The 19,806-nt window shown below is 59.8% G+C and carries 20 protein-coding genes; 7 read left to right on the top strand and 13 right to left on the bottom strand.

The window, feature by feature from the left end; genetic code table 11:
* Nucleotides 1-35: 35 nt before the first annotated feature.
* The 6 genes from ACZ5VE_RS03545 to ACZ5VE_RS03520 all read right to left on the bottom strand — a co-directional run bounded on the left by ACZ5VE_RS03545 (nt 36) and on the right by ACZ5VE_RS03520 (nt 5,604).
* Nucleotides 36-914 carry a TIR domain-containing protein gene (locus tag ACZ5VE_RS03545; protein ID WP_464456691.1) on the bottom strand — a complete coding sequence of 293 codons (879 nt, stop codon included), beginning with the start codon at nt 912-914 and terminating at the stop codon, nt 36-38.
* A gap of 284 nt (nt 915-1,198) precedes the next feature.
* Nucleotides 1,199-1,498 carry a hypothetical protein gene (locus ACZ5VE_RS03540; protein WP_464456690.1) on the bottom strand — a complete coding sequence of 100 codons (300 nt, stop codon included), beginning with the start codon at nt 1,496-1,498 and terminating at the stop codon, nt 1,199-1,201.
* 26 nt (nt 1,499-1,524) lie between these two features.
* Complete coding sequence (gene thiS / locus ACZ5VE_RS03535; protein WP_464456689.1) at nt 1,525-1,779, bottom strand: sulfur carrier protein ThiS; 255 nt, start codon at nt 1,777-1,779, stop codon at nt 1,525-1,527.
* A gap of 15 nt (nt 1,780-1,794) precedes the next feature.
* Nucleotides 1,795-3,141, bottom strand: coding sequence for an NAD(P)/FAD-dependent oxidoreductase (locus ACZ5VE_RS03530; RefSeq protein WP_464456688.1), 1,347 nt, complete (start codon nt 3,139-3,141; stop codon nt 1,795-1,797).
* A gap of 111 nt (nt 3,142-3,252) precedes the next feature.
* The gene (locus tag ACZ5VE_RS03525) at nt 3,253-5,100 is read right to left on the bottom strand and encodes an aldehyde ferredoxin oxidoreductase family protein (RefSeq protein WP_464456687.1); all 1,848 of its coding nucleotides are present in this window, start codon (nt 5,098-5,100) and stop codon (nt 3,253-3,255) included.
* A 27-nt stretch (nt 5,101-5,127) separates the two neighbouring features.
* Complete coding sequence (locus ACZ5VE_RS03520; RefSeq protein ID WP_464456686.1) at nt 5,128-5,604, bottom strand: 4Fe-4S dicluster domain-containing protein; 477 nt, start codon at nt 5,602-5,604, stop codon at nt 5,128-5,130.
* Between the two features lie 154 nt (nt 5,605-5,758).
* On the opposite strand from ACZ5VE_RS03520, the gene ACZ5VE_RS03515 reads away from it, so the two are divergent.
* Nucleotides 5,759-6,883, top strand: a complete 1,125-nt coding sequence (locus ACZ5VE_RS03515; protein WP_464456685.1) for a helix-turn-helix domain-containing protein — start codon at nt 5,759-5,761, stop codon at nt 6,881-6,883.
* A 3-nt stretch (nt 6,884-6,886) separates the two neighbouring features.
* Here the strand turns inward: ACZ5VE_RS03515 and ACZ5VE_RS03510 are convergent, their stop codons facing one another.
* Genes ACZ5VE_RS03510 through ACZ5VE_RS03500 form a run of 3 tightly spaced genes read right to left on the bottom strand, consistent with a single transcriptional unit; the run spans nt 6,887 to nt 9,158 of the window.
* Entirely contained in the window at nt 6,887-7,684 is a 798-nt protein-coding gene (locus ACZ5VE_RS03510) for an ABC transporter substrate-binding protein (RefSeq protein WP_464457431.1), read from the bottom strand.
* 14 nt (nt 7,685-7,698) lie between these two features.
* Nucleotides 7,699-8,424 carry an ATP-binding cassette domain-containing protein gene (locus ACZ5VE_RS03505; protein WP_464456684.1) on the bottom strand — a complete coding sequence of 242 codons (726 nt, stop codon included), beginning with the start codon at nt 8,422-8,424 and terminating at the stop codon, nt 7,699-7,701.
* Nucleotides 8,421-9,158 (bottom strand): ABC transporter permease, encoded by a 738-nt coding sequence (locus ACZ5VE_RS03500; RefSeq protein WP_464456683.1) that lies wholly within the window; start codon nt 9,156-9,158, stop codon nt 8,421-8,423. The genes ACZ5VE_RS03505 and ACZ5VE_RS03500 overlap by 4 nt, the downstream gene beginning before the upstream one ends.
* A 128-nt stretch (nt 9,159-9,286) precedes the next feature.
* Between ACZ5VE_RS03500 and ACZ5VE_RS03495 the strand changes: the two genes are divergently transcribed.
* From ACZ5VE_RS03495 to ACZ5VE_RS03480, 4 genes are all read left to right on the top strand, one after another.
* Nucleotides 9,287-10,396, top strand: a complete 1,110-nt coding sequence (locus ACZ5VE_RS03495) for a substrate-binding domain-containing protein (RefSeq protein WP_464456682.1) — start codon at nt 9,287-9,289, stop codon at nt 10,394-10,396.
* A gap of 111 nt (nt 10,397-10,507) precedes the next feature.
* Complete coding sequence (locus ACZ5VE_RS03490; RefSeq protein WP_464456681.1) at nt 10,508-11,047, top strand: TRAP transporter small permease subunit; 540 nt, start codon at nt 10,508-10,510, stop codon at nt 11,045-11,047.
* Between the two features lie 48 nt (nt 11,048-11,095).
* The gene (locus ACZ5VE_RS03485) at nt 11,096-12,610 is read left to right on the top strand and encodes a TRAP transporter large permease (protein ID WP_464456680.1); all 1,515 of its coding nucleotides are present in this window, start codon (nt 11,096-11,098) and stop codon (nt 12,608-12,610) included.
* Nucleotides 12,611-12,679: 69 nt separating this feature from the next.
* Nucleotides 12,680-13,180 (top strand): hypothetical protein, encoded by a 501-nt coding sequence (locus ACZ5VE_RS03480; RefSeq protein ID WP_464456679.1) that lies wholly within the window; start codon nt 12,680-12,682, stop codon nt 13,178-13,180.
* A gap of 58 nt (nt 13,181-13,238) precedes the next feature.
* Here ACZ5VE_RS03480 and ACZ5VE_RS03475 read toward each other — a convergent pair whose 3' ends face one another.
* From ACZ5VE_RS03475 to xseB, 4 genes are all read right to left on the bottom strand, one after another.
* Nucleotides 13,239-14,318 (bottom strand): TRAP transporter substrate-binding protein, encoded by a 1,080-nt coding sequence (locus tag ACZ5VE_RS03475; RefSeq protein WP_464456678.1) that lies wholly within the window; start codon nt 14,316-14,318, stop codon nt 13,239-13,241.
* 174 nt (nt 14,319-14,492) lie between these two features.
* On the bottom strand, nt 14,493-16,349 hold the full coding sequence (dxs, locus tag ACZ5VE_RS03470; RefSeq protein ID WP_464456677.1) for a 1-deoxy-D-xylulose-5-phosphate synthase: 1,857 nt from the start codon (nt 16,347-16,349) through the stop codon (nt 14,493-14,495).
* Between the two features lie 3 nt (nt 16,350-16,352).
* Nucleotides 16,353-17,258, bottom strand: coding sequence for a polyprenyl synthetase family protein (locus ACZ5VE_RS03465; protein ID WP_464456676.1), 906 nt, complete (start codon nt 17,256-17,258; stop codon nt 16,353-16,355).
* On the bottom strand, nt 17,255-17,509 hold the full coding sequence (xseB, locus tag ACZ5VE_RS03460) for an exodeoxyribonuclease VII small subunit (protein ID WP_464456675.1): 255 nt from the start codon (nt 17,507-17,509) through the stop codon (nt 17,255-17,257). Before xseB ends, ACZ5VE_RS03465 begins: the two co-directional genes overlap by 4 nt.
* 260 nt (nt 17,510-17,769) lie before the next feature.
* Between xseB and ACZ5VE_RS03455 the strand changes: the two genes are divergently transcribed.
* Together ACZ5VE_RS03455 and ACZ5VE_RS03450 are read left to right on the top strand one after the other, a co-directional pair.
* Nucleotides 17,770-18,897: an aromatic ring-hydroxylating oxygenase subunit alpha gene (locus ACZ5VE_RS03455; protein ID WP_464456674.1), complete on the top strand. Its 1,128-nt coding sequence runs from the start codon at nt 17,770-17,772 to the stop codon at nt 18,895-18,897.
* Between the two features lie 13 nt (nt 18,898-18,910).
* Complete coding sequence (locus ACZ5VE_RS03450) at nt 18,911-19,798, top strand: DMT family transporter (RefSeq protein ID WP_464456673.1); 888 nt, start codon at nt 18,911-18,913, stop codon at nt 19,796-19,798.
* Nucleotides 19,799-19,806: the final 8 nt, after the last annotated feature.

Here is a 19,806-nt window from a genome sequence, read left to right as displayed (position 1 = left end):
ATCGGGCTTTGGCTGAATGCAGACGCCGAATACGACTAGCCCATCACCTTGTTCCAGTCGATAGAATAGCCCGTGGACTTTAATTCGCGCGCCAGAGCCGCCTTCCATGCGCCACCTTCGTCCAGTGACTCCCAAACCACCCCGGCGAAATCCGTAGGAATCTCCAAGTCACCCTTGGCTAAGGTACATACGTGCTTACGTCCAAGCAGGCCGATGAAATACCCTAGTTCTAGTAAGACGTTCTGGCGTGCACGTGGGCGCAGCGAATCGGCATCCTTGCCGCCTATATCGTCAGGGGTCAAAAGTACAACGGCAAAACCAACGTCACCGTGCGCTTCGATCTTTTCAATGACCGTGCGACCTTGATTGGCTTGCTCGCTTAGGATAATTGCCTTAAAACCGATGCGCTCAATGAAACGCGCCACAGTCTGGCGAGCGCCTTCGTCGTGTCCGTGGACGATAAATATTTTCTGCGACAGAGGAGCGGATGCTTGGGCAGGTACATCGGCGGGTAAATTTCCTGCAGCGTCGCCAATTTCGTCGTGCAGCCAGTTGATTGCCGATCGCAGAATTTGGACTGCCTGCACTTTACCTTCGGAAACGTATTGTCGTGCTTCATAGCCCTCGTCGCGTGCCCGCATGCCAAAGCTCATCACGACAGCGCCATGGTCAAGCTTGGTCGCTTGTGCATAACGTCGATATTCAACCGTTTCGTGGCCAAAGACCGAAGTCAACGTACCCTCAATGGTCGTTTCAAGCGTCGTTTGTTCTGGACCCCATCGCTTGGTAAGCTTCGTCGCGTCAAAGGCTTCTATTTCGCCAATCAGTCGCTCCAAGCGTGCAATGCCTTTGCGCATCTGGTCAACGGTCAGGTTCGCTTGTGCCGGCGGCGGTGGTGGCTTGCGTGTCGCCATATATTGCCTCTCCTTTTTTAACTCCACCTTGCATTGTGCGTGAAAGGCCGACCATGAGATCGGGCTGCTAGCAAGTTTGCATTTCTGCCGAAAATTCGGGCGACATGAATGACAGCTTCCGTTGGTTGTTGCGGTACCAAGTGAGAGTGACGTCGCCTCTCCTAAATGGCTGCTGTCGGGTGCTCTATCAGTACTGATGGACTTTCGCTTTGGGTCGAAAGCTGACGCTTTCCAGCAGCACGTCCAACGGCGGGTTCCAGCCTGAAGCAGCCACTCGCCCACATTCACCCCCCACCGCGCTGCATCGTCAAATCAAAATTCTTCATGAAGCGCTGGCGCGCTTCTTCTTCCACGCCCTCGAACACAAAAGACACAGCCAGCCGCTGGAGGCGCAGCAGCGCGATCACGCGTGGGGGCAGGATGCGCCATTGCAGTTGCAGATGGCCGTCACCGATGTGCACGCGTACTTGGCCGGTAGCCAGCTCAAAGGCGTGATCGCCCAGGGCACGGGGCAAGGCGGTCAGCCATTCGGTTTCGGTGGTGCCCATGTCGCGCTCGAAGCGCTCGGGGTAGTAGGACTGCATGGGTCCGGTCGCCGCCTGTGCTGCGTTCAACCACCGGCCACGGGGGGCCAGATGGCAAGCACATCCCCGTCCACCAGGGTGGTGCTGCCTCGGTGTTCAGGCGCGATGTATTTGCCGTTGACCAGCACCAGATGCACCAGCTTGGGTGGCATGCTGAAAGGCTCGATGATCTGGCTGATGCTGGCGTCAGCCGCCACGTCCAGCGTGACCTGGTTGCTGCGTCGGGCTTCGGCAGGCAAATAGTCGGTGAGCGTGGCGAACAGTTTGAAGGTGATGTTCATGCCGTCATTGTCACTTCATCGGCGGCGTGCGTCTTGTGCACCACTCCACCGGCCCTGGCCTTGCGCACAGTCCAGGTAAGCGTCCATGAGTTTTGTCGGATCGTGCATCAGGCGGTCTTTCCAATCACCCAAATGCACCTGGCCTTCGACCAGGCCCCGCATCACGCCCACATGCTCGGTCCAGCCCACACTGTTGCAGCCCACCATCACATCGTCCTTGAACTGCAGGCTCAGGTGTCGCCCAGCGGCCTTGTCGGTCAACACGGCCGATTGCCCACCGGCCACGCCTTCCCAATTGCCAAAGCTGGTGGAGATCAGGCCCAGGGTGTCGAGCACGTTGATTTGCGTGACGCCTTTGAGCTCGGTGTTTTGGCCCAACATGTTGAGCGCAGCCACCCTCGCCTGCTCGGCCGCATTGGGCTGAATGGCGCTGACAATCGTTTTTCCGCTGACCAGGTCAAAGGCTTCGGCACAGTCGCCTGCCGCATAAATGCCGGGCACATTGGTTTGCAGGTGCTCGTCGGTCAACACGCCTTGCAGGCAAGTGATGCCGCTGTCCTTGAGAAAGCCGATGGCCGGACGCACGCCCGTGGCACTGATGACCAGATCGGCTTCGACCGTCTGGCCGTTGGACAAGCGCACCTGCAGGGCACCGCTGGCATCGTCTGAAGACAAACCCACCGCCGCCGCCAGCTTGCCCAGCAAGCCTTTCTCAGCGCCAGCACCCTGCGTGATGGCTTCCACCTTGGTGCCGGTGAACACCTGCACGCCTTTGGCTTCGCACCAATCGCGGATCATGCCGCCAGCCACCGGGCCCATCATGCGGGGCACCATACGGTCGCCCATTTCGACCACGCTGAGCTTCACGCCCCGCGAAGCCAGCGCTTCCATGATGATGCAGCCGATGAAGCCTGCGCCCATTTGCAAGACACGTGCACCGGGTTGGGCCAGGGCCTGAATGGCACGGGCATCGGCCAAAGTCCAGCAGGGGTGCACACCGGGCAGGTCCATGCCTGCAATCGGCGGGCGCACGGGATGCGAACCGGTGGCGATCAGCAGTTTGTCAAAACCCAGCGTGCTGCCGTTGTCCAGATGCACTGTTTTGCCAGCCGCGTCCACGCGGGTCACCTTGGCCTTGACCTGGGTGATGCGCAAATCGTCAAAATGCGTCGCAGTCTTGCGCAGGTAGGTGCCGCGCTCGTCGATGTTGCCGATCAACAAGTAAGGAATGGCCATGCGCGAGTAAGGCGCGTCGGGCTCATCGCCCACCAGCGTGATGGTGTCGTGCGGGGCGTGTTTGCGCAGGGTCTCGGCGGCGATGACACCGGCAGGGCCTGCGCCCAAAATGACATGGTGGGTCATGAATCAGATTCCAGAAACAGGCAACGGCCCGCAGGCCGCTTGGATTCCTGTAGAAGCGCACCCCTACGGCGAAGGCTTCGCGAGCAGGGGCTCGCTCCTACAGGGACAAGGTCACAAACCCAGACGTTCCTTGGTGGCCGGTGTGGGGCGACCTTCGCCGTCCCAGCCACGCGCGTCGTAGTACTTGGGCAGCATCTCGGTCAACTTGCTGACCATGCCTTTGCCGGGGCCGGTTTTGGCGGCTTCGGTCATCAGGCGCTTGGGCAGGTTGTCGTCGGCCTTGGTGAAGCCTGCGGCGTTGTTGAACTCGCGCTCCATGTTCCAGATGCGCTCGCCAATGTGGGCCAGGTGCTCCATGGTGAACTCTTCGCCACAAGCGGCTTGCACCTGGGGGGCCACATCGGCCAAGGTCCAGGCGAAGCTGGTGAAAATGCAGATGCCGGCCGAGTCGAACGCAGCGGTCGCGTCCTGAAAGGCCTTGACCAACTCGGGCTTGCCTTCGTGCTCGGTGGGCTCGGTCTTGACCGGGATGCCCAGCACTTCAGACGCGATGGTGTAGCCGCGCAGGTGGCAGGCACCGCGGTTGGAGGTGGCATAAGCCAGACCGATGCCTTGGATCACACGGCCATCGTAGGCCGGGAATTCCTGGCCCTTGACGCTCATCGACAGGTCGGGGTGGCCGTACTTGGCGGTCAGGCGTTTAGAGCCCAGGCCGATTTCCTTGCCAAAGCCCACGCCTTTGGCCGTCATGTCGACGAATTCGCACAAAGCTTCGGCCGAGCCAAAGGGTGCTTCCACACCAATCTGCTCCTTGGTCAGCACGCCCATTTCGTACAGCTCCATGACGGCGCCGATGGTGGCACCGAAGCTGATCGGGTCAAAGCCTTCTTCGTTGCAAATCATGTTGGCATATTGCAATGCTTCCAGATCTTTGACGCCGTTGGCCGCGCCCAGTGCCCAAGCGGCTTCGTATTCGAGGCCGCCCGATGCACCCCAGTACTCGGGTTTGTTTTTGACAGAGAAGTGGCCTTCGTCCATCTTGCTGATGCGACCGCAGGCGATGGTGCAACCGAAGCAGGCCTGATTGGTCACCAAGTGCTTTTTGCCATCGGTCTCGCGAGGGGTGATCATGGCTTCGGCCGAGATGTCCTTGGCGCTTTCAAATTGCACGTCGCGGTGGTTGCGGGTGGGCAAGCCGCCGATTTCGTTGATCACGTTCATCAGCACCTGGGTGCCGTAAGCGGGCAGGCCCTGGCCGGTGACGGCGTTGTCGGCCAGCACTTTTTTGGCCGCCTTGGTCGCCGCCATGAAGGCCTTTGGGTTTTGCACATTGCCAACGCCCTTGGTGCCGCGCACGGCGATGGCTTTGAGGTTTTTGCTGCCCATGACGGTGCCCACGCCCGAGCGGCCAGCCGCACGGTGCAGGTCGTTCACCACAGCGGCATACAGCACGCCGTTTTCACCGGCCTTGCCAATGCTGGACACACGCAGCAGCGGGTCTTGCAAGCTGGACTTGAGGATTTCCTCGGTCTTCCAGACGCTTTGGCCCCACAGGTGGCCTGCGTCGCGCAGTTCGGCCACATCGTCGTTGATGTAAAGGTAAACCGGCTTGGCCGATGCGCCTTCAAAGATGATCATGTCCCAACCGGCCATCTTCAGCTCGGCACCCCAATAGCCGCCCGAGTTGGAGCAGGCAATGGCCCCCGTGAGCGGGCCCTTGGTGATGACGGTGTAGCGGCCACCGGTGGAGGCCATGGTGCCGGTCAGCGGGCCGGTGGCCCAGATGATTTTGTTGTCGGCCGACAGCGGATCGACTTTGGGGTCGACTTCGCTGATCAGGTATTTGCTGCCCAGTCCGCGTGAACCGATGTAGGCCTTGGCCCACTCCATGTTCAGCGGTTCAGATTTGACGGTGCCCGCGGTCAGGTTGACGCGGAGAATTTTTCCAGCCCAAGACATGTTGATGCTCCTTATGGGTGGGGGGGATTAACCGACGGTGGGCTGATTGCCCAGCTTGTCGGCCCACTGTTTCATTTTGTCGATGCCGGTCCAGTTGGCATCGACGAAGGTGATGGCGCCAGTTGGGCAAGCATCGGCACAGGCCGGATCGCCACCGCACAGGTCGCACTTTTGCACCTTGCCGGTCTCTTGCACATAGTTGATGGTGCCGAACGGGCAGGCGATGGTGCAGACCTTGCAGCCCACGCAGGTGGACTCGTTGACCACCTTGGCGCCGGTGGCCTTGTCCACCGTGATCGCTTCCACAGGGCAGGCATGCAGGCACCAGGCTTCGTCACACTGGGTGCAGGTGTAAGGCACCTTTTTGCCGGTGTGGTGGAAGTCAAACACCTTGATGCGCGATTTGGAGGTGGCGTATGTGCCGTAGTTCTCGAAAGAACAGGCCATTTCGCACTGCAAGCAGCCGGTACATTTGTCCGGATTGATGTGCAGGACTTTCTGCATGTGTGTCTCCTGTGAGGTGGCGGGCTGTTCAAGCCCGCGCTTATGAATCAGAATGCATAGGCATTGTTGTTGCGTAGGCGACGCTTCATGACTCGTATTAACCCTAGGATTCGCAGGGTTGACTCACAAATTCTCAGCTTGATACACATCTGACATGCCGCTGACTTCACTCCAAACCGACCGCCTTAAACAGATCGATGCGGCACGCAAGCTGGTTTTCCAGGGTGGCACTGACGCATTGAGGTCTGGCATTTCACCTTGGATAGCCCAGTCTTGGCAGCGCTGCCTGGACACGGGCTTGCAACCCGATCAGCTTGTGGGCTTTGACGCTGTCTCGGCCCAGCACATGCGCCGCGTGCAAGAAACCAGCCGCCCGTTGGTGCAAGCGGCCCAGCCGGTGCTGGCAGAGCTGGCCCGAGCCATTGCCGACATCCGTTACTTTGCCATCCTGACCAATGCCGAGGGCATCGTGGTGGATGTGCACGGCCCGGTCGATCGGCAAGACCGACGCGCCGAAGTCATTGCCCGTGTGGGGGTGGACTTGTCCGAAAAAGCCATTGGCACCACCGCCATCAGTGCGGCACTGAGCGAGTTGCAACCCGTGTGGTTGCACCGAGGTGAACATTTCTTCAAAGACACCAGCATCTACAGCTGTGCAGGTGCCCCCGTGTTCGGACCGGATGGTTTGTGTGCAGGCATGCTCGACCTGACCGGCATCGAAACCATGGAGCGCCCTGCCCTCAAACACCTGGTGCGCCGTTCGGCCCGCAGCATCGAAAACAGCTGGCTGTTGTCCACTTCGCATGCACTGGTCTTGCGACTGAACTGGCCTGGCAACCAACCCGGTGACGACAGCGACGGCCTGCTCACGCTCGATCAGGATGGCCACATCGTGGGCGCGAACCCGACGGCGCGGCAAATGCTGTCCTTGTCACCCGCAACACCGGATCAGCCCATGCACGCCAGTGATGTGTTTGCTGCGCAGTGGGAAGGCCTGTTCGATGCCGCCCATCGCGAAGTGGGCACCCAAGAATTGCCCCTGTGGTCTGGCCTGCGTTTACAAACCCAAGCACTGCGCCCCGGCGCAAAAGCACAGCCTCCCAATCAGCCCAAAGCAGGGGCTCTGGCTGAATCAATGAACAAACCCCTCAAAGACGTGCAGACCGACATGATCCGTGAAGCCGTGAACCAGGCCCGGGGCAATGTGGCCGAAGCCGCACGCATCCTGGGCATCAGCCGGGCCACGGTTTACCGCAAGCTGGGCGCGCCACGGCACTGAACATCACTTGCCTGCGTTCGGGAAGAACAGCTGCTCGCCACCAATTTTGTATTCGGCAATGTTGCCCTGCCCCGCAGCCGAGGTCACCCAATCCACAAATTTCTGCGCATCGGCTTGCTTGACGTGCGCATGCTTGGCGGGGTTGACCACCATCACACCGTATTGGTTGAACAGGCGTTGGTCCCCTTCCACCAGGATGGCCAGATCGGCGCGGTTCTTGAAGTTGAGCCAGGTGGCGCGGTCAGCCAATACATAGCTACCTGAAGACGCCGCGATGTTCAGGGCAGGCCCCATACCGCAGCCGCACTCTTTGTAGCCAGCGCCTTTTTTATCGGCCAGATCGCCCATTTTCCAAAAGCGCAGTTCGGCTGCGTGGGTGCCGCTCTTGTCACCGCGTGACACGAATGCGGTGTTGCTGGCAGACAGCTTGGCCAAAGCCGCCACGATGTCCTTGCCTTTGGCACCTGCCGGGTCGGCCTTGGGGCCGATCAGCACAAAGTCGTTGTACATCACGGGCAAGCGCTTGAGGCCAAAGCCGTCGGTCACAAATTTTTCTTCGGCCGCCTGGTCGTGCACAAACACCACGTCGGCGTCACCGCGTCGCGCCATGTCCAGTGCCTGGCCGGTGCCCAGCGCCACCACCTTCACATCCAGCCCACTGGCTTTTTTGAAGGCGGGCAACAGGTGCGCAAACAAGCCCGATTGCTCGGTCGAGGTCGTCGACGACATCACGATGGATTGCGCTTGCGAGCACACCGAGATGGTGGCCAAAACCGCGCACACCCAGGCGCGACGGGTCATTGAAACGGGGAAGGTCATGACAGCTCTCCTTGAACAAACGCATGGGCGGCGGGGCTGTGCAAAGCCAACTCAGCTGCATTGAAAAAATCAGCCACGGGCAAGTCGGCCATGACACGGCCCGCCTCCAGGTAAATGACACGGCTGGCCAGACGTTTGACTTGGCCCAAGTTGTGGCTGGCCCAAATCATGGTGGGGGAATGGGCCTGACTGTCCGCAAAAACGGCCATCAAGGCTTCGACCTCTCGTTTGGCATGCGGGTCCAGACTGGCGGTCGGTTCGTCCAGCAGCAGCACATCGGGCTGACGCCCCCAGGCTCGGGCCAAGGCCAGGCGTTGTTGTTGTCCACCTGACAGCTGACGCCCGCCCTGATGGGCCACCGCACTCAGGCCCACACGCTGCAAAGCCTCGACCGCCCGCGCTTTGGACTGCGCCCAGCTCAAGCCTTGGCTACGGTCCAGCCAAATGCCCAGCGCCACATTGCCCAGAGCCGACATGCGCATCAGGTGTGGGCGCTGAAACAGCATCGCTTGTCTTAAATCGGGGTGGCGATCCACCCGGCCTTGCGCCACCGGCAACAGGCCGTGCACCGTGCGCAACAAAGTGCTTTTGCCGGAGCCATTGGCGCCCACCAGCGCCACCCGTTCGCCTGGTGTGACCGAGAAGTCAACATCCCGCAAGGCCCATACCGGCCCCAAGCGAACCGAAACGCCGTGCAGCTGAACCACCGGCTGCGTCCTCATGCGACCCAGCCTTTGGGCGCCGTCACGGGAGTGCCTTGGCGTTTTTCGCCCCAGCGGCGCAAACCGGCCACGGTCGCGTTGAGCAGCAGGACCACCGACAACAGCACCAAGCCCAAGCCCAGCGCCAGCGGCAAATCGCCTTTGCTGGTCTCCAGGGCAATGGCCGTGGTCATGACGCGGGTGAAACCGTCGATGTTGCCGCCCACGATCATCACCGCGCCGACTTCGGAAATGGCCCGCCCAAATGCGGCCACCAAAATCGTGAGCAAGGCCAGGCGCTCATCCCAGGCCAACAAAATGCCACGCAACCAGGGGCCCGCACCCAAGGACACCCACTGCTCACCGTGTTGACGCTCTGCGTCTTCGACCACTTGGCGCGTGAGCGCGGTGACCACGGGCAGCACCAGAATGACCTGCGCCACCACCATGGCCTTGAAACTGAACAACCAGCCCAGAAAACCCAATGGGCCAGTGCGCGAAAGCAGCAGATAAACCACCAAGCCCACCACCACGGAGGGCAAGGCCAACAAGGTGTTCAACCCGACCAGCACCACACCCCGCCCGGCAAAACGGGTCACGGCCAGCCAGGCACCCAGCACCACGCCCACGCCATAAGCGAGCAGACACGCCAAGGCACTGACGGCCAAAGACCGCACCACCACCGTCCAGAGTGCAGGATCCAAAGAAGCAATCAGCGCCAGCGCTGTGCCGATGCTTTCAGAAAAGGTATTCATAGCGTTGTGCGCGATGCTACCGGACGAAAGAGGCCACACAGGTAAGGGATGTCCGCTATGAAATCATTTGCATACGACACCCGAAGCAGGCCAACGCGAGTTTTCAGGATTGAGGCAAACTCCAGCCTGTGCAACACATCAACCTCTCCTACAGCTGGACGCCCCATTCAGAAAACGCTTCATCGCGCAACCGGCTCAGCCCGATGCGCAACCCGCTCATGGACACGCTGCAAGCTGTGCGTGAATCGGGGTCCATCGCGGCGGCGGCCAAATCCATGCAGTTGTCTTACCGGCACGTATGGGGAGAACTCAAGCGGTGGGAGCAAGCCCTGAACCAGCCCTTGATCCTTTGGGAAAAAGGCCAAGCGGCCCGGCTAAGCGAATTTGCCGACAAATTGCTTTGGGCCGAACGCCAGGCACAAGCCCGGCTGTCACCACAAATCAGCGCCCTGCAAGCCGAACTGGAAAAAACCTTTGCCGTGGCCTTTGATGCCAACAGCCACCTGCTGACGGTTTACGCCAGTCACGACGATGCGCTCGTCCATTTGAGGGAACATTGCGCCAGCCAATCACTGCACCTGGACATGCGGTTTTGTGGCAGCGTGGACGCTTTGCGGGCACTCAACGAAGGCCGCTGCAATGTGGCAGGCTTTCATGCCCCCATGCAACCACCGCCGCACTCTCTTATCGCCCGCACCTACAAACCCTTGCTCAAAACGGGGCAGCACAAACTGATTGGCTTTGCGCTGCGCCAGCAAGGACTCATGGTGGCCCCCGGCAACCCCCACAGGATTTACCAACTGAGTGACCTCACACAACCGGGCATCCGTTACATCAACCGCAGTCTGGGCACGGGCACCCGCTTGTTGCTCGACGATGCATTGGAAACGGCAGGCCTGGCGTCCAGCCAGATCAATGGCTATGAGCAAGAAGAAACATCCCACGCCGCGGTGGCCGCCTGTGTCGCCTCAGGCCAAGCCGATGCGGGGCTGGGTATTGCCTCGGCAGCCCAAGCCCGGGGGTTGGACTTTGTCCCGTTGATGCAAGAATGCTACTGGCTGGTTTGTCTCAAATCGGTGCTCGAGACCCCTTCTGTGCAGGCATTGACTCGCGAACTCCAATCAGACCATTGGCAACAGCAAATGCGCATGCTGCCAGGCTACGAGGCCACCCCGTTGACCGGACAGGTTCAATCACTCAAAAAAGCTTTGCCGTGGTGGCGTTTTAAAACTGACTAGCACCGGCCGATCGGCCAGGGGAAACCCAGGCTGGGGTCAAGCCGGATTGATTCGGAAATGATCAATGGATTCAGGCACTTACAATCGGCACAACCTTTTGGAGAGATCATTTTGTCTGGACTGCTTAAATTGGCCTTTGGCATCGACTGGCTCAACGACCGTTTGGGTCGCCTGGCCACCTGGACTGTTTTGTTGGCCGCGCTGATCAGCGCAGGCAACGCCTTCGTGCGCTACGGCATCGACTGGAGCTCCAACGGCCTGCTGGAAATCCAGTGGTACCTGTTTGCCTGGATGGTCATGGCCGGTGCCCCGTATGTGCTCAAGGTCAATGAACACGTGCGTGTTGATTTGGTCTACGGCAAGCTGCAAAAAAACGGCCCTGTCTACGTCGACATCTTTGGCTTGGTGTTCTTTCTGATGCCGGTCATGGGCTTTTTGACTTGGCTCTCGTTCCCTTATTTCTGGAACACCTTTGTCTCTGGCGAAGTCAGCAGCAACGCGGGGGGCCTGATTCGCTGGCCCGCCACCCTGGCCATGCCGCTGGGCTTTGCCATGGTCTGGCTGCAAGGTCTGGCCGAACTGATCAAGCGCGTGGCCTTCCTGAGGGGCGAATACGCCATGGACACCCACTACGAAAAACCACTGCAGTGAGCGTCAACGCCACAACTGCTCTCTGTCTCGCTGCAAGGAATTAAAAAAATGCAAATGGAAAACTTTGCGCCCATCATGTTTGTGGGCTTGGTGTTTGTGATGCTGATCGGCTTTCCGGTCGCCTTCTCTTTGGCTGCACTGGGCCTGGCGAGTGGCTTTTTCGCCATTGAAATGGGCTGGTTCCCGCAAGCTTTCTTGGGCAATTTGCCGATCTCGATCTTCTCGATCCTGAACAACGACCTGCTGCTGGCCATCCCCTTCTTCACTTTCATGGGCACCATCCTTGAAAAATGCGGGCTGGCCGAAGACATGCTAGACGCCATGGGCCAGTTGTTTGGCCCGACCAAAGGCGGGCTGGGCTACTCGGTCATCATCGTGGGCTTCATTTTGGGTGCCATCACCGGCACCGTGGCGGGGCAAGTCATTGCCATGGCCCTGATTTCACTGCCTGTGATGCTGCGCTACGGCTACAACACCCGCTACGCCACCGGCGTGCTGGCGGCATCCGGCACCATCACGCAGCTGGTGCCACCGTCGCTCGTGCTGGTGGTGTTGGCCGACCAATTGGGCCGCCCCGTGGGTGACATGTACAAAGGTGCCTGGGGCCCCTCCTTGATACAGATTGCGATGTTCGCGATTTACACCTACGCCCTGGGTGTATTCAAGCCACACTATGTGCCGGGCATTCCCAAAGAATCACGCACGCTGAACGGTTGGCCCCTGTGGCGCAAGTGCCTCAAAGGCATCATTCCTTCGGCTGTGCTGATCTTCACCGTGCTGGGCTCCATGGGCGGCTTGCCCTTCCAGGACCGCGCCATCGCCACCCCCACCGAAGCCGGTGCCATGGGCGTGGTCGGCGCGCTGATTTTGGCAGCCATGCACAAACGACTGACCAAAGACCTGTTGTGGGAAGCCATGCACGGCACCATGCGACTGACAGCCATGGTGGTGTTCATCCTGATCGGCTCGCGCGTGTTCAGCCTGGTGTTTCAGGGGGTTGACGGGGCCAAGTGGGTGGAACACCTGTTGTCAGGCCTGCCCGGCGGACAAGTGGGTTTCCTGATTGTGGTGAACCTCTTCGTGTTCTTCCTGGCCTTCTTCCTCGACTTCTTCGAGATCGCTTTCATCATCGTCCCCATGCTGGCCCCCGTGGCTGACAAAATGGGCATCGATTTGATCTGGTTCGGCGTCTTGTTGTGCGTGAACCTGCAAACCAGCTTCATGCACCCGCCGTTTGGCTTTGCGCTGTTTTACCTGCGCGGCATTGCCGACACCATGTTCAAGGAAAAGCGCATCGCCGAGCCGATCAAAACGAACGACATCTACATGGGCTCAATCCCTTGGGTGATCATGCAACTGATGTTGGTGGTGATCGTGATCTTTGTGCCGCAATCGGTCACCGCCTTCCTGGACAAGCCCGAAGTGATTGACATGAACTCGGTGGTCCTGGAAGCCGCACCGGCACCAGACGAGGCGGCACCACCGGATGCGAATGAAAATCCGAATACCCCTGCTTCGGACGACCCGATGAAGGACATCCCCGGCGGCAACGACAAGAAGTAAATCCGGCCGTTTCCAAGCACCTCGTCAGCACAGCGGCGAGGTGCTTTTTTCTTTTTGCAGACCCCACACATGCCCCACACTGAATCCAACGAATCCAACGAATCCAACGAACCCACCACTGCGCTGCCCTACCCTTACCAGCCGCCAGCGCATGCCATGAGCGCAACAGCATTCGGCCCGGTGTTCAAGGCGATGGCCTGGCTCATCGTGCTGGCCTTGCTGGTCTGGTTCTGGCGCCTGGAAATCGACTGGTCTTCGCGACAAGGCCTGTGGTGCGGTGTGGTCTGGGCCATGCTGACCTTCATGGTGTGGCACATCCAGCGCAGCCGGATTCAGCTGGACGCTGAAGCCATCGAGCAAAGCTGGATGTGGCGACGACGTGTGGCCCTGCGGGAACTGGCTTACATGAAAATCATGCGCATCCGCGGTTTGGAGCACCTCGTGGCACCACGCGTCTACGTGCGCACCCTCGGCGGGGCTTTTGTGTTCTTTTACTGCCACGACCGGGGCATGCTGGCAGAATTCACGCGCATCGCCCAAGCCCTGCACCAACACGAACAACGGGGTTGAAAAGCAAAAAGCCCGTCGGGCTTGCGCGCGACGGGCTTGGTGCGAAAGCCTGAAACGATCAAAGCTTCTGTGACTGCATGAAGCTGTCAAAACGGGCTTCACCGAAACGGAACCACCAGTTTTGCTCAGCACGGAACTTGGAATAATCGTCGTAGACTTTTTTCCAGTTGGGGTTCTTGGCGCTCAGTTCAGCGTACACGTCTTGCGAGTGTTTGAAGGCCACGTCCATCATGTCTTTCGGGAAAGGCAGGACTTTGGTCTTCTGGGCCGCCAGTTGCTTCAAGGCACCGGGGTTCATGGCGTCGTAACGCGCCTGGATTTCGACGTGGGCGAAAGTCGAAGCGGCTTCCACAATGGCTTTGTTCTCGGGAGACAGTGCGTCATAGGCCTTCTGGTTGACCATCAGTGTCAGCTGAGGACCACCCTCCCACCAGCCGGGGTAGTAGTAGAACGGTGCCACTTTGTTCAAGCCCAGTTTGATGTCGTCGTGTGGACCAATCCACTCGGCGGCGTCAATGGTGCCTTTTTCCAATGACTGGTAAATCTCGCCAGCAGGAATGTTCTGAGGCACCACGCCCATGCGCTCCAGCACCTTGCCAGCAAAACCACCCACGCGGAATTTCAAGCCCTTGAGGTCTTTGGTGGACTTGATTTCCTTGCGGAACCAGCCGCCCATCTGGGTGCCGGTGTTGCCCATGGGGAAGTTCACGATGTTGTATTTGGCGTAGAACTCGCGCAACAGCTTCATGCCGTTGCCCTGGTACATCCAGGCGGTCATCTGGCGGCTGTTCAAGCCAAACGGAATGGCGCAATCCAGTGCAAAGGTTTCGTCCTTGCCAAAGAAATAGTAAGGGGCTGTGTGGGCGCACTCAACGGTACCGTTTTGCACACCGTCCAAGACGCCAAATGCGGGCATGAGTTCACCGGCCGCGTGGGTGGTGATCTCGAACTTGCCGCCACTCATTTCCTTGACCTTCTTGGCGAAGATCTCGGAGCCGCCAAACAGCGTGTCCAATGACTTGGGGAAGCTCGAAGCCAGACGCCAGCGAATGGCGGACTGTGCTTGCACGGCAGGCGCGGCGCCTGCGGCCAAAACACCTGCAATGCCTGCATTTTTCAAAATGGAACGACGATCCATGAACTGACTCCTTTAAAAATGAGAAACACGCTCGAGTTTAACGGGCGCTGACAATTGCGTCGCTTCTATTGTAAAAACCACCAGAGCCTCTGATGGCTCGGGTTTACCCTTCGACGGCCTGATAAAAAGTTCACGAGGTCATGCGCCGATCCGCAAGGTCTGAAGGCGGTTTTTTTATACCGATCCATCAGGCCAACGCTGCCGGATGGCTTGTTCGATGCCTGCTGCGTCCAGTCCCTGCATGGCCAGCAGTTTGACCGGATCGCCATGCTCAATGAACTCATCGGCAAAGCCCAACTGCAACAACGGACGAGACAGCCCCGCCGCGTGCAGGGCTTCTGACACGGCGCTGCCAGCGCCGCCCATGATGCAACCGTCTTCCACAGTCACCAGACAGGCATGGTCTTTCGCCAACTGGGCCAGCAGCGCGGTATCGAGTGGCTTGACCCAGCGCATGTTGACCACCGTGGCATTGAGCGCTTCCCCGGCTTGCAGTGCAGGCGTGAGCAAACTGCCAAAAGCCAAGATGGCGATTTTTTGGCCTGTTCTGCGCACTTCCCCCTTGCCAAAGGGCAGGGCATCGAGACCACGTTCCGGTACGGCACCGACACCGGCACCGCGCGGATAACGCACCGCCACCGGATGTTTTTGCGCATACGCCGTGCTGAGCAGTTGCCTGCATTCACGCTCGTCAGCCGGGCAAGCCAAGCTCATGTTGGGAATGCAGCGAATGAACGCGATGTCATACGCCCCGGCGTGGGTCGCGCCGTCGGCCCCGACCAGCCCTGCACGGTCGATCGCAAAAACCACGGGCAGGTTTTGCAAGGCCACGTCGTGGATCAACTGGTCATAGGCCCGCTGCAAAAACGTCGAGTAAATGGCCACCACAGGCTTGAGGCCTTCGCAGGCCATGCCAGCCGCAAAAGTCACCGCATGCTGCTCGGCGATGCCCACGTCGTAATAGCGGTCCGGGAACCGGCGGTGAAATTCCACCATGCCCGAGCCTTCGCGCATGGCGGGCGTGATGCCCACCAGCCGCTGGTCTTGTTCGGCCATGTCGCACAGCCACTGGCCAAACACCTGTGTGAAAGTGGTTTTGGGCGGTGTGACAGGGGGTACAAGGCCCACATTCGGATCGAATTTACCCGGTCCGTGGTAGGCCACCGGATCGGCCTCGGCCAGTTTGTAACCTTGGCCTTTTTTGGTCACCACATGCAAGAACTGCGGGCCATCGAGGTGCTTGATGTTTTCCAGCGTCGGGATCAGGGACTCCAGATCATGGCCGTCAATCGGGCCGATGTAATTGAAGCCGAATTTCTCGAACAAAGTGGCAGGCACCACCATGCCCTTGGCGTGTTCTTCGAGGCGCTTGGCCAGCTCAAACAGCGGCGGTGCGTTCTTGAGCACGTTCTTGCCGACGGACTTGGCGGCCGAATAAAACTTGCCGCTCATGAGCTGGGCCAGGTAGCGGTTGAGCGCCCCCACAGGCGGGCTGATCGACATGTCGTTGTCGTTCAGGATCACCAGCAGCTTGCAGTCTTCGACGCCTGCGTTGTTGAGCGCCTCAAAGGCGATGCCAGCGGTCATGGCGCCGTCGCCGATCACGGCAATCGAATGGCGAGACTCGCCTTTTTGACGTGCGGCCAAAGCCATGCCCAAGGCGGCCGAGATGCTGGTAGACGAATGCCCGACGCCAAAGGTGTCGTATTCGCTTTCTTCGCGGCGCGGAAAGCCCGACAAACCACCCCACTGGCGCAAACTGGGCATGCGCTCACGGCGGCCGGTCAATATTTTGTGCGGGTAGGTTTGGTGGCCAACATCCCAGACGATGCGGTCGTCCGGGGTGTTGAAAACGTAGTGCAAGGCCACCGTCAACTCGACCGTGCCCAAGTTGGAACTCAAATGACCGCCCGTTTTCGAGACATTGTCGAGCACGCAATGGCGCAACTCATCCGCCAAGCGTGGCAAATCGGTGCGCGGCAATCGGCGCAAGTCTGCAGGCGAGGCGATGGTTTGAAGTAAAGCGGTCATAAATCAGTTGTTTCTTTGTACCACCATGGCGGTCAAGGCGCGCAGCGCGGCCAAACGGGCTTCAGGCAGGCCCGTGTCCACCAAGGCCTGCATGGCATCAGCGGCCAGCGCGTCGGCATAGGCCTTGGCCGCCTCCAGGCCCATCAGGGCCACATAGGTGGGTTTGTCTGCTGCTTCGTCTTTGCCCGCGGTCTTGCCCAGCGTGGCCGAATCGGCCGTCACGTCCAGCACATCGTCCACCACCTGGAAAGCCAGGCCCAGCGCCTGCCCGAAACGGGCCAAGGCGGTTTGCACAGCAGCGGGCACCCCGGGCACGCAAGCCACCCCCATTTGCACACTGCACAACAGCAAAGCGCCGGTCTTGAGGCGGTGCATCTGGCGCAGCTGGTCTTCACTCAGACGCTGCCCCACGCTGGCCAAGTCAATCGCCTGGCCTCCGGCCATGCCCTGGTATCCCGAGGCGCGGGCCAACAAAGCCACACAGGACGCTTGCACAGAAGCAGGCACGCTGCCGTCCTGAGGCGTCAGCATTTCAAAAGCCAGGGTTTGCAAGGCATCGCCCGCCAGCAGGGCCTGCGCCTCGCCGAATTGCACATGCACCGTGGGTTTGCCACGCCGCAGCACATCGTTGTCCATGCAAGGCATGTCGTCGTGCACCAGCGAATAGGCATGGATCAATTCGATCGCACAGGCCGCATTCAAAGCTGCAGGGCTTTGTGGGGCATCGCCCACGGCCTCGGCCGTGGCCAGCACCAGCAAGGGGCGAAGGCGTTTGCCACCGTCCAGCACGGCGTAGCGCATGGCCTCGCCCAAACGGGCCGCCGAATCGGCCTGGATACCCGCAGACAACGCCGCCTCGACATGGTCCAGATGCCCTTGCATCCAGACTTTCAGGTCAAAAAGACTCATGCACCACTCCAGGGTTTGAGTTGACCGCCGTCCAGCACCTGGATCTGGTCTTCCACGGCTTTGAGCTTGTCCCGGCAAAAAGCCAGCAAGGCCGCGCCGCGTTGGTAGCCACTGAGCAACTGGTCCAAAGGCATCTGACCCGACTCCAACTGCCCCACCAAAAGCTCCAGTTCCGACAAGGCTGCCTCGTAAGTCGCCGGCAAAGGCGGCACAAGGGCGTCAGCGAGGTCGGATTTGGCAGCCTTGGACATAAAGTGTTCCGGAAAAATCACCAATTTTAGGCGTTAAGCCTTGGCCCGGCTGACGCCAGCCCCTTTGCCGGGCCTTCACAAAGCGCCATTTCCGCGTATTTGCCGAGTGTGTGACCCGGCAGACCGGCGCCCATGCCCCTCCGGGGTAGAATCGGGGTTCATCGGCAGGAGTTTTCCTGTCATTTTTTTGCGCCGTTTTCCTTGAATTCAGCGCTTTGTCCCTGCCCCTTCATAGGGGGAGTCTCTAGGTCAGGTCACCCATGTCTGATTTAAGTCTTCAACTGCAGCAGGCCGCAAGCCAACTACCAGTTTCCACTTATTTCGATGAAGCGCTGTTTCAGCGCGAATTGAACACGCTCTTCCGGCAAGGCCCCCGCTATGTGGGCCACCAGCTGGCAGTGCCCCACCCGGGCGACTATTACGCCCTGCCTCATGAGGCCCAAGGCCGCGCTTTGGTGCGCAACGCCCAGGGCGGGGTCGAACTCGTCTCCAACGTCTGCCGCCACCGCCAGGCCGTCATGCTGAACGGGCGGGGTAACCTGCAAACCCAACAAAAAGGCAGCGCAGGCGGCAACATCGTCTGCCCCTTGCACCGCTGGACCTACGCCCCAGATGGTCAATTGCTGGGCGCACCCCACTTTGCCCAAGACCCCTGCCTGAACCTGAACAACTACAAGCTGCAGGAATGGAATGGCCTGTTGTTTGAAGACAATGGCCGCGACATCGCCGCCGATCTGGCGGGCATGGGCCCCCGCTCGCAACTCGATTTCTCGGGCTATGCGCTCGACCGGGTCGAGCTGCACGAATGCAACTACAACTGGAAGACCTTCATCGAGGTCTATCTGGAGGATTACCACGTCGGCCCCTTCCACCCCGGCCTGGGCTCGTTTGTGACCTGCGACGACCTGAGCTGGGAGTTCAAGGAACACTATTCGGTGCAGACCGTGGGCGTGTCGGGCGGCTTTGGCAAACCCGGCTCGGATGCCTACAAAAAATGGCACGAGGTGCTGCTGAAATACCGTAACGGCCAATTGCCCGAGCGCGGCGCGATCTGGCTGACGTATTACCCGCACATCATGGTCGAGTGGTACCCGCATGTGCTCACGGTGTCCACCTTGCACCCGGTCAGCGCCAACAAAACGCTGAACATGGTGGAGTTTTATTACCCCGAAGAAATCGTGGCGTTTGAGCGCGAATTCGTCGAAGCCCAGCAGGCCGCCTACATGGAAACCTGCATCGAGGACGACGAGATTGCCGAACGCATGGACGCGGGCCGCAAAGCCCTGCTGGCGCGCGGTGACAACGAGGTCGGCCCCTACCAAAGCCCCATGGAAGACGGCATGCAGCACTTTCACGAGTGGTACCGCCGTCAAATGAACACGCTCTGAGCGGAAAGCGCCGATGCAAGCCTCGTGGATGATTCTGGCGTCGCTTTTTTTTGCAACCATGAGCGTTTGCATCAAATTTGCAGCGACCCACTTTGACACGTTTGAGCTGGTGTTTTATCGAGGCTTGATCGGCATGGCCTTCATGGCCACCTTGTGCAAGGTGCAAAACGTGTCACTGCGCACAGCCATCCCCATGATGCATGTCTGGCGCTCCATCATTGGCGTGGCCTCGCTGTCTGCCTGGTTTTATGCCATTGCCCATTTGCCACTGGCCACGGCCATGACGCTCAACTACATGAGCGGCGTGTGGGTAGCCGCCTTTTTGATCGGCGGCACCTTGGTCATGGGGCGCTTGCAAGACGCGGGCAAACAAGGCCCCATCGTCCTGACCGTGATCGCGGGCTTCAGCGGTGTGGTCATGATCTTGCGCCCCACCATCGAGCAAAACCAGCTGTTTGCAGGCGTCATTGGCTTGTTGTCAGGCTTGGGCGCTGCCCTGGCCTACATGCAAGTGGCCGCACTGGGCCGAGTGGGCGAGCCTGAGTCGCGCACCGTTTTTTACTTCTCGATTGGCACCACCGTTGTAGGGGGTGCAGCCATCCTGTTCACGGGCGCCAGTGCCTGGACCTGGCCTGAAGCCTTGTGGCTGCTGCCGATTGGCGTGTTGGCCGCCCTGGGCCAACTTTGCATGACCAAGGCCTACAGCCGAGGCGCCACCTTGGTGGTGGCCAACCTGCAATATTCAGGCATCGTGTTTGCTGCGCTTTATGGGCTGTTCTTGTTTGGCGACCAGATTCCGCTGATTGGCTGGGCGGGGATGGCACTCATCATCGCCAGCGGCATCGCCGCCACGGCCTTGCGCAACCGCACCCTGCCCAGCGCCCCTGCCGAAGAACACTGACCCCGGAG

This window comes from Limnohabitans sp. INBF003, from assembly GCF_055396645.1.
This window is presented reverse-complemented; position numbering and strand designations above follow the sequence as displayed.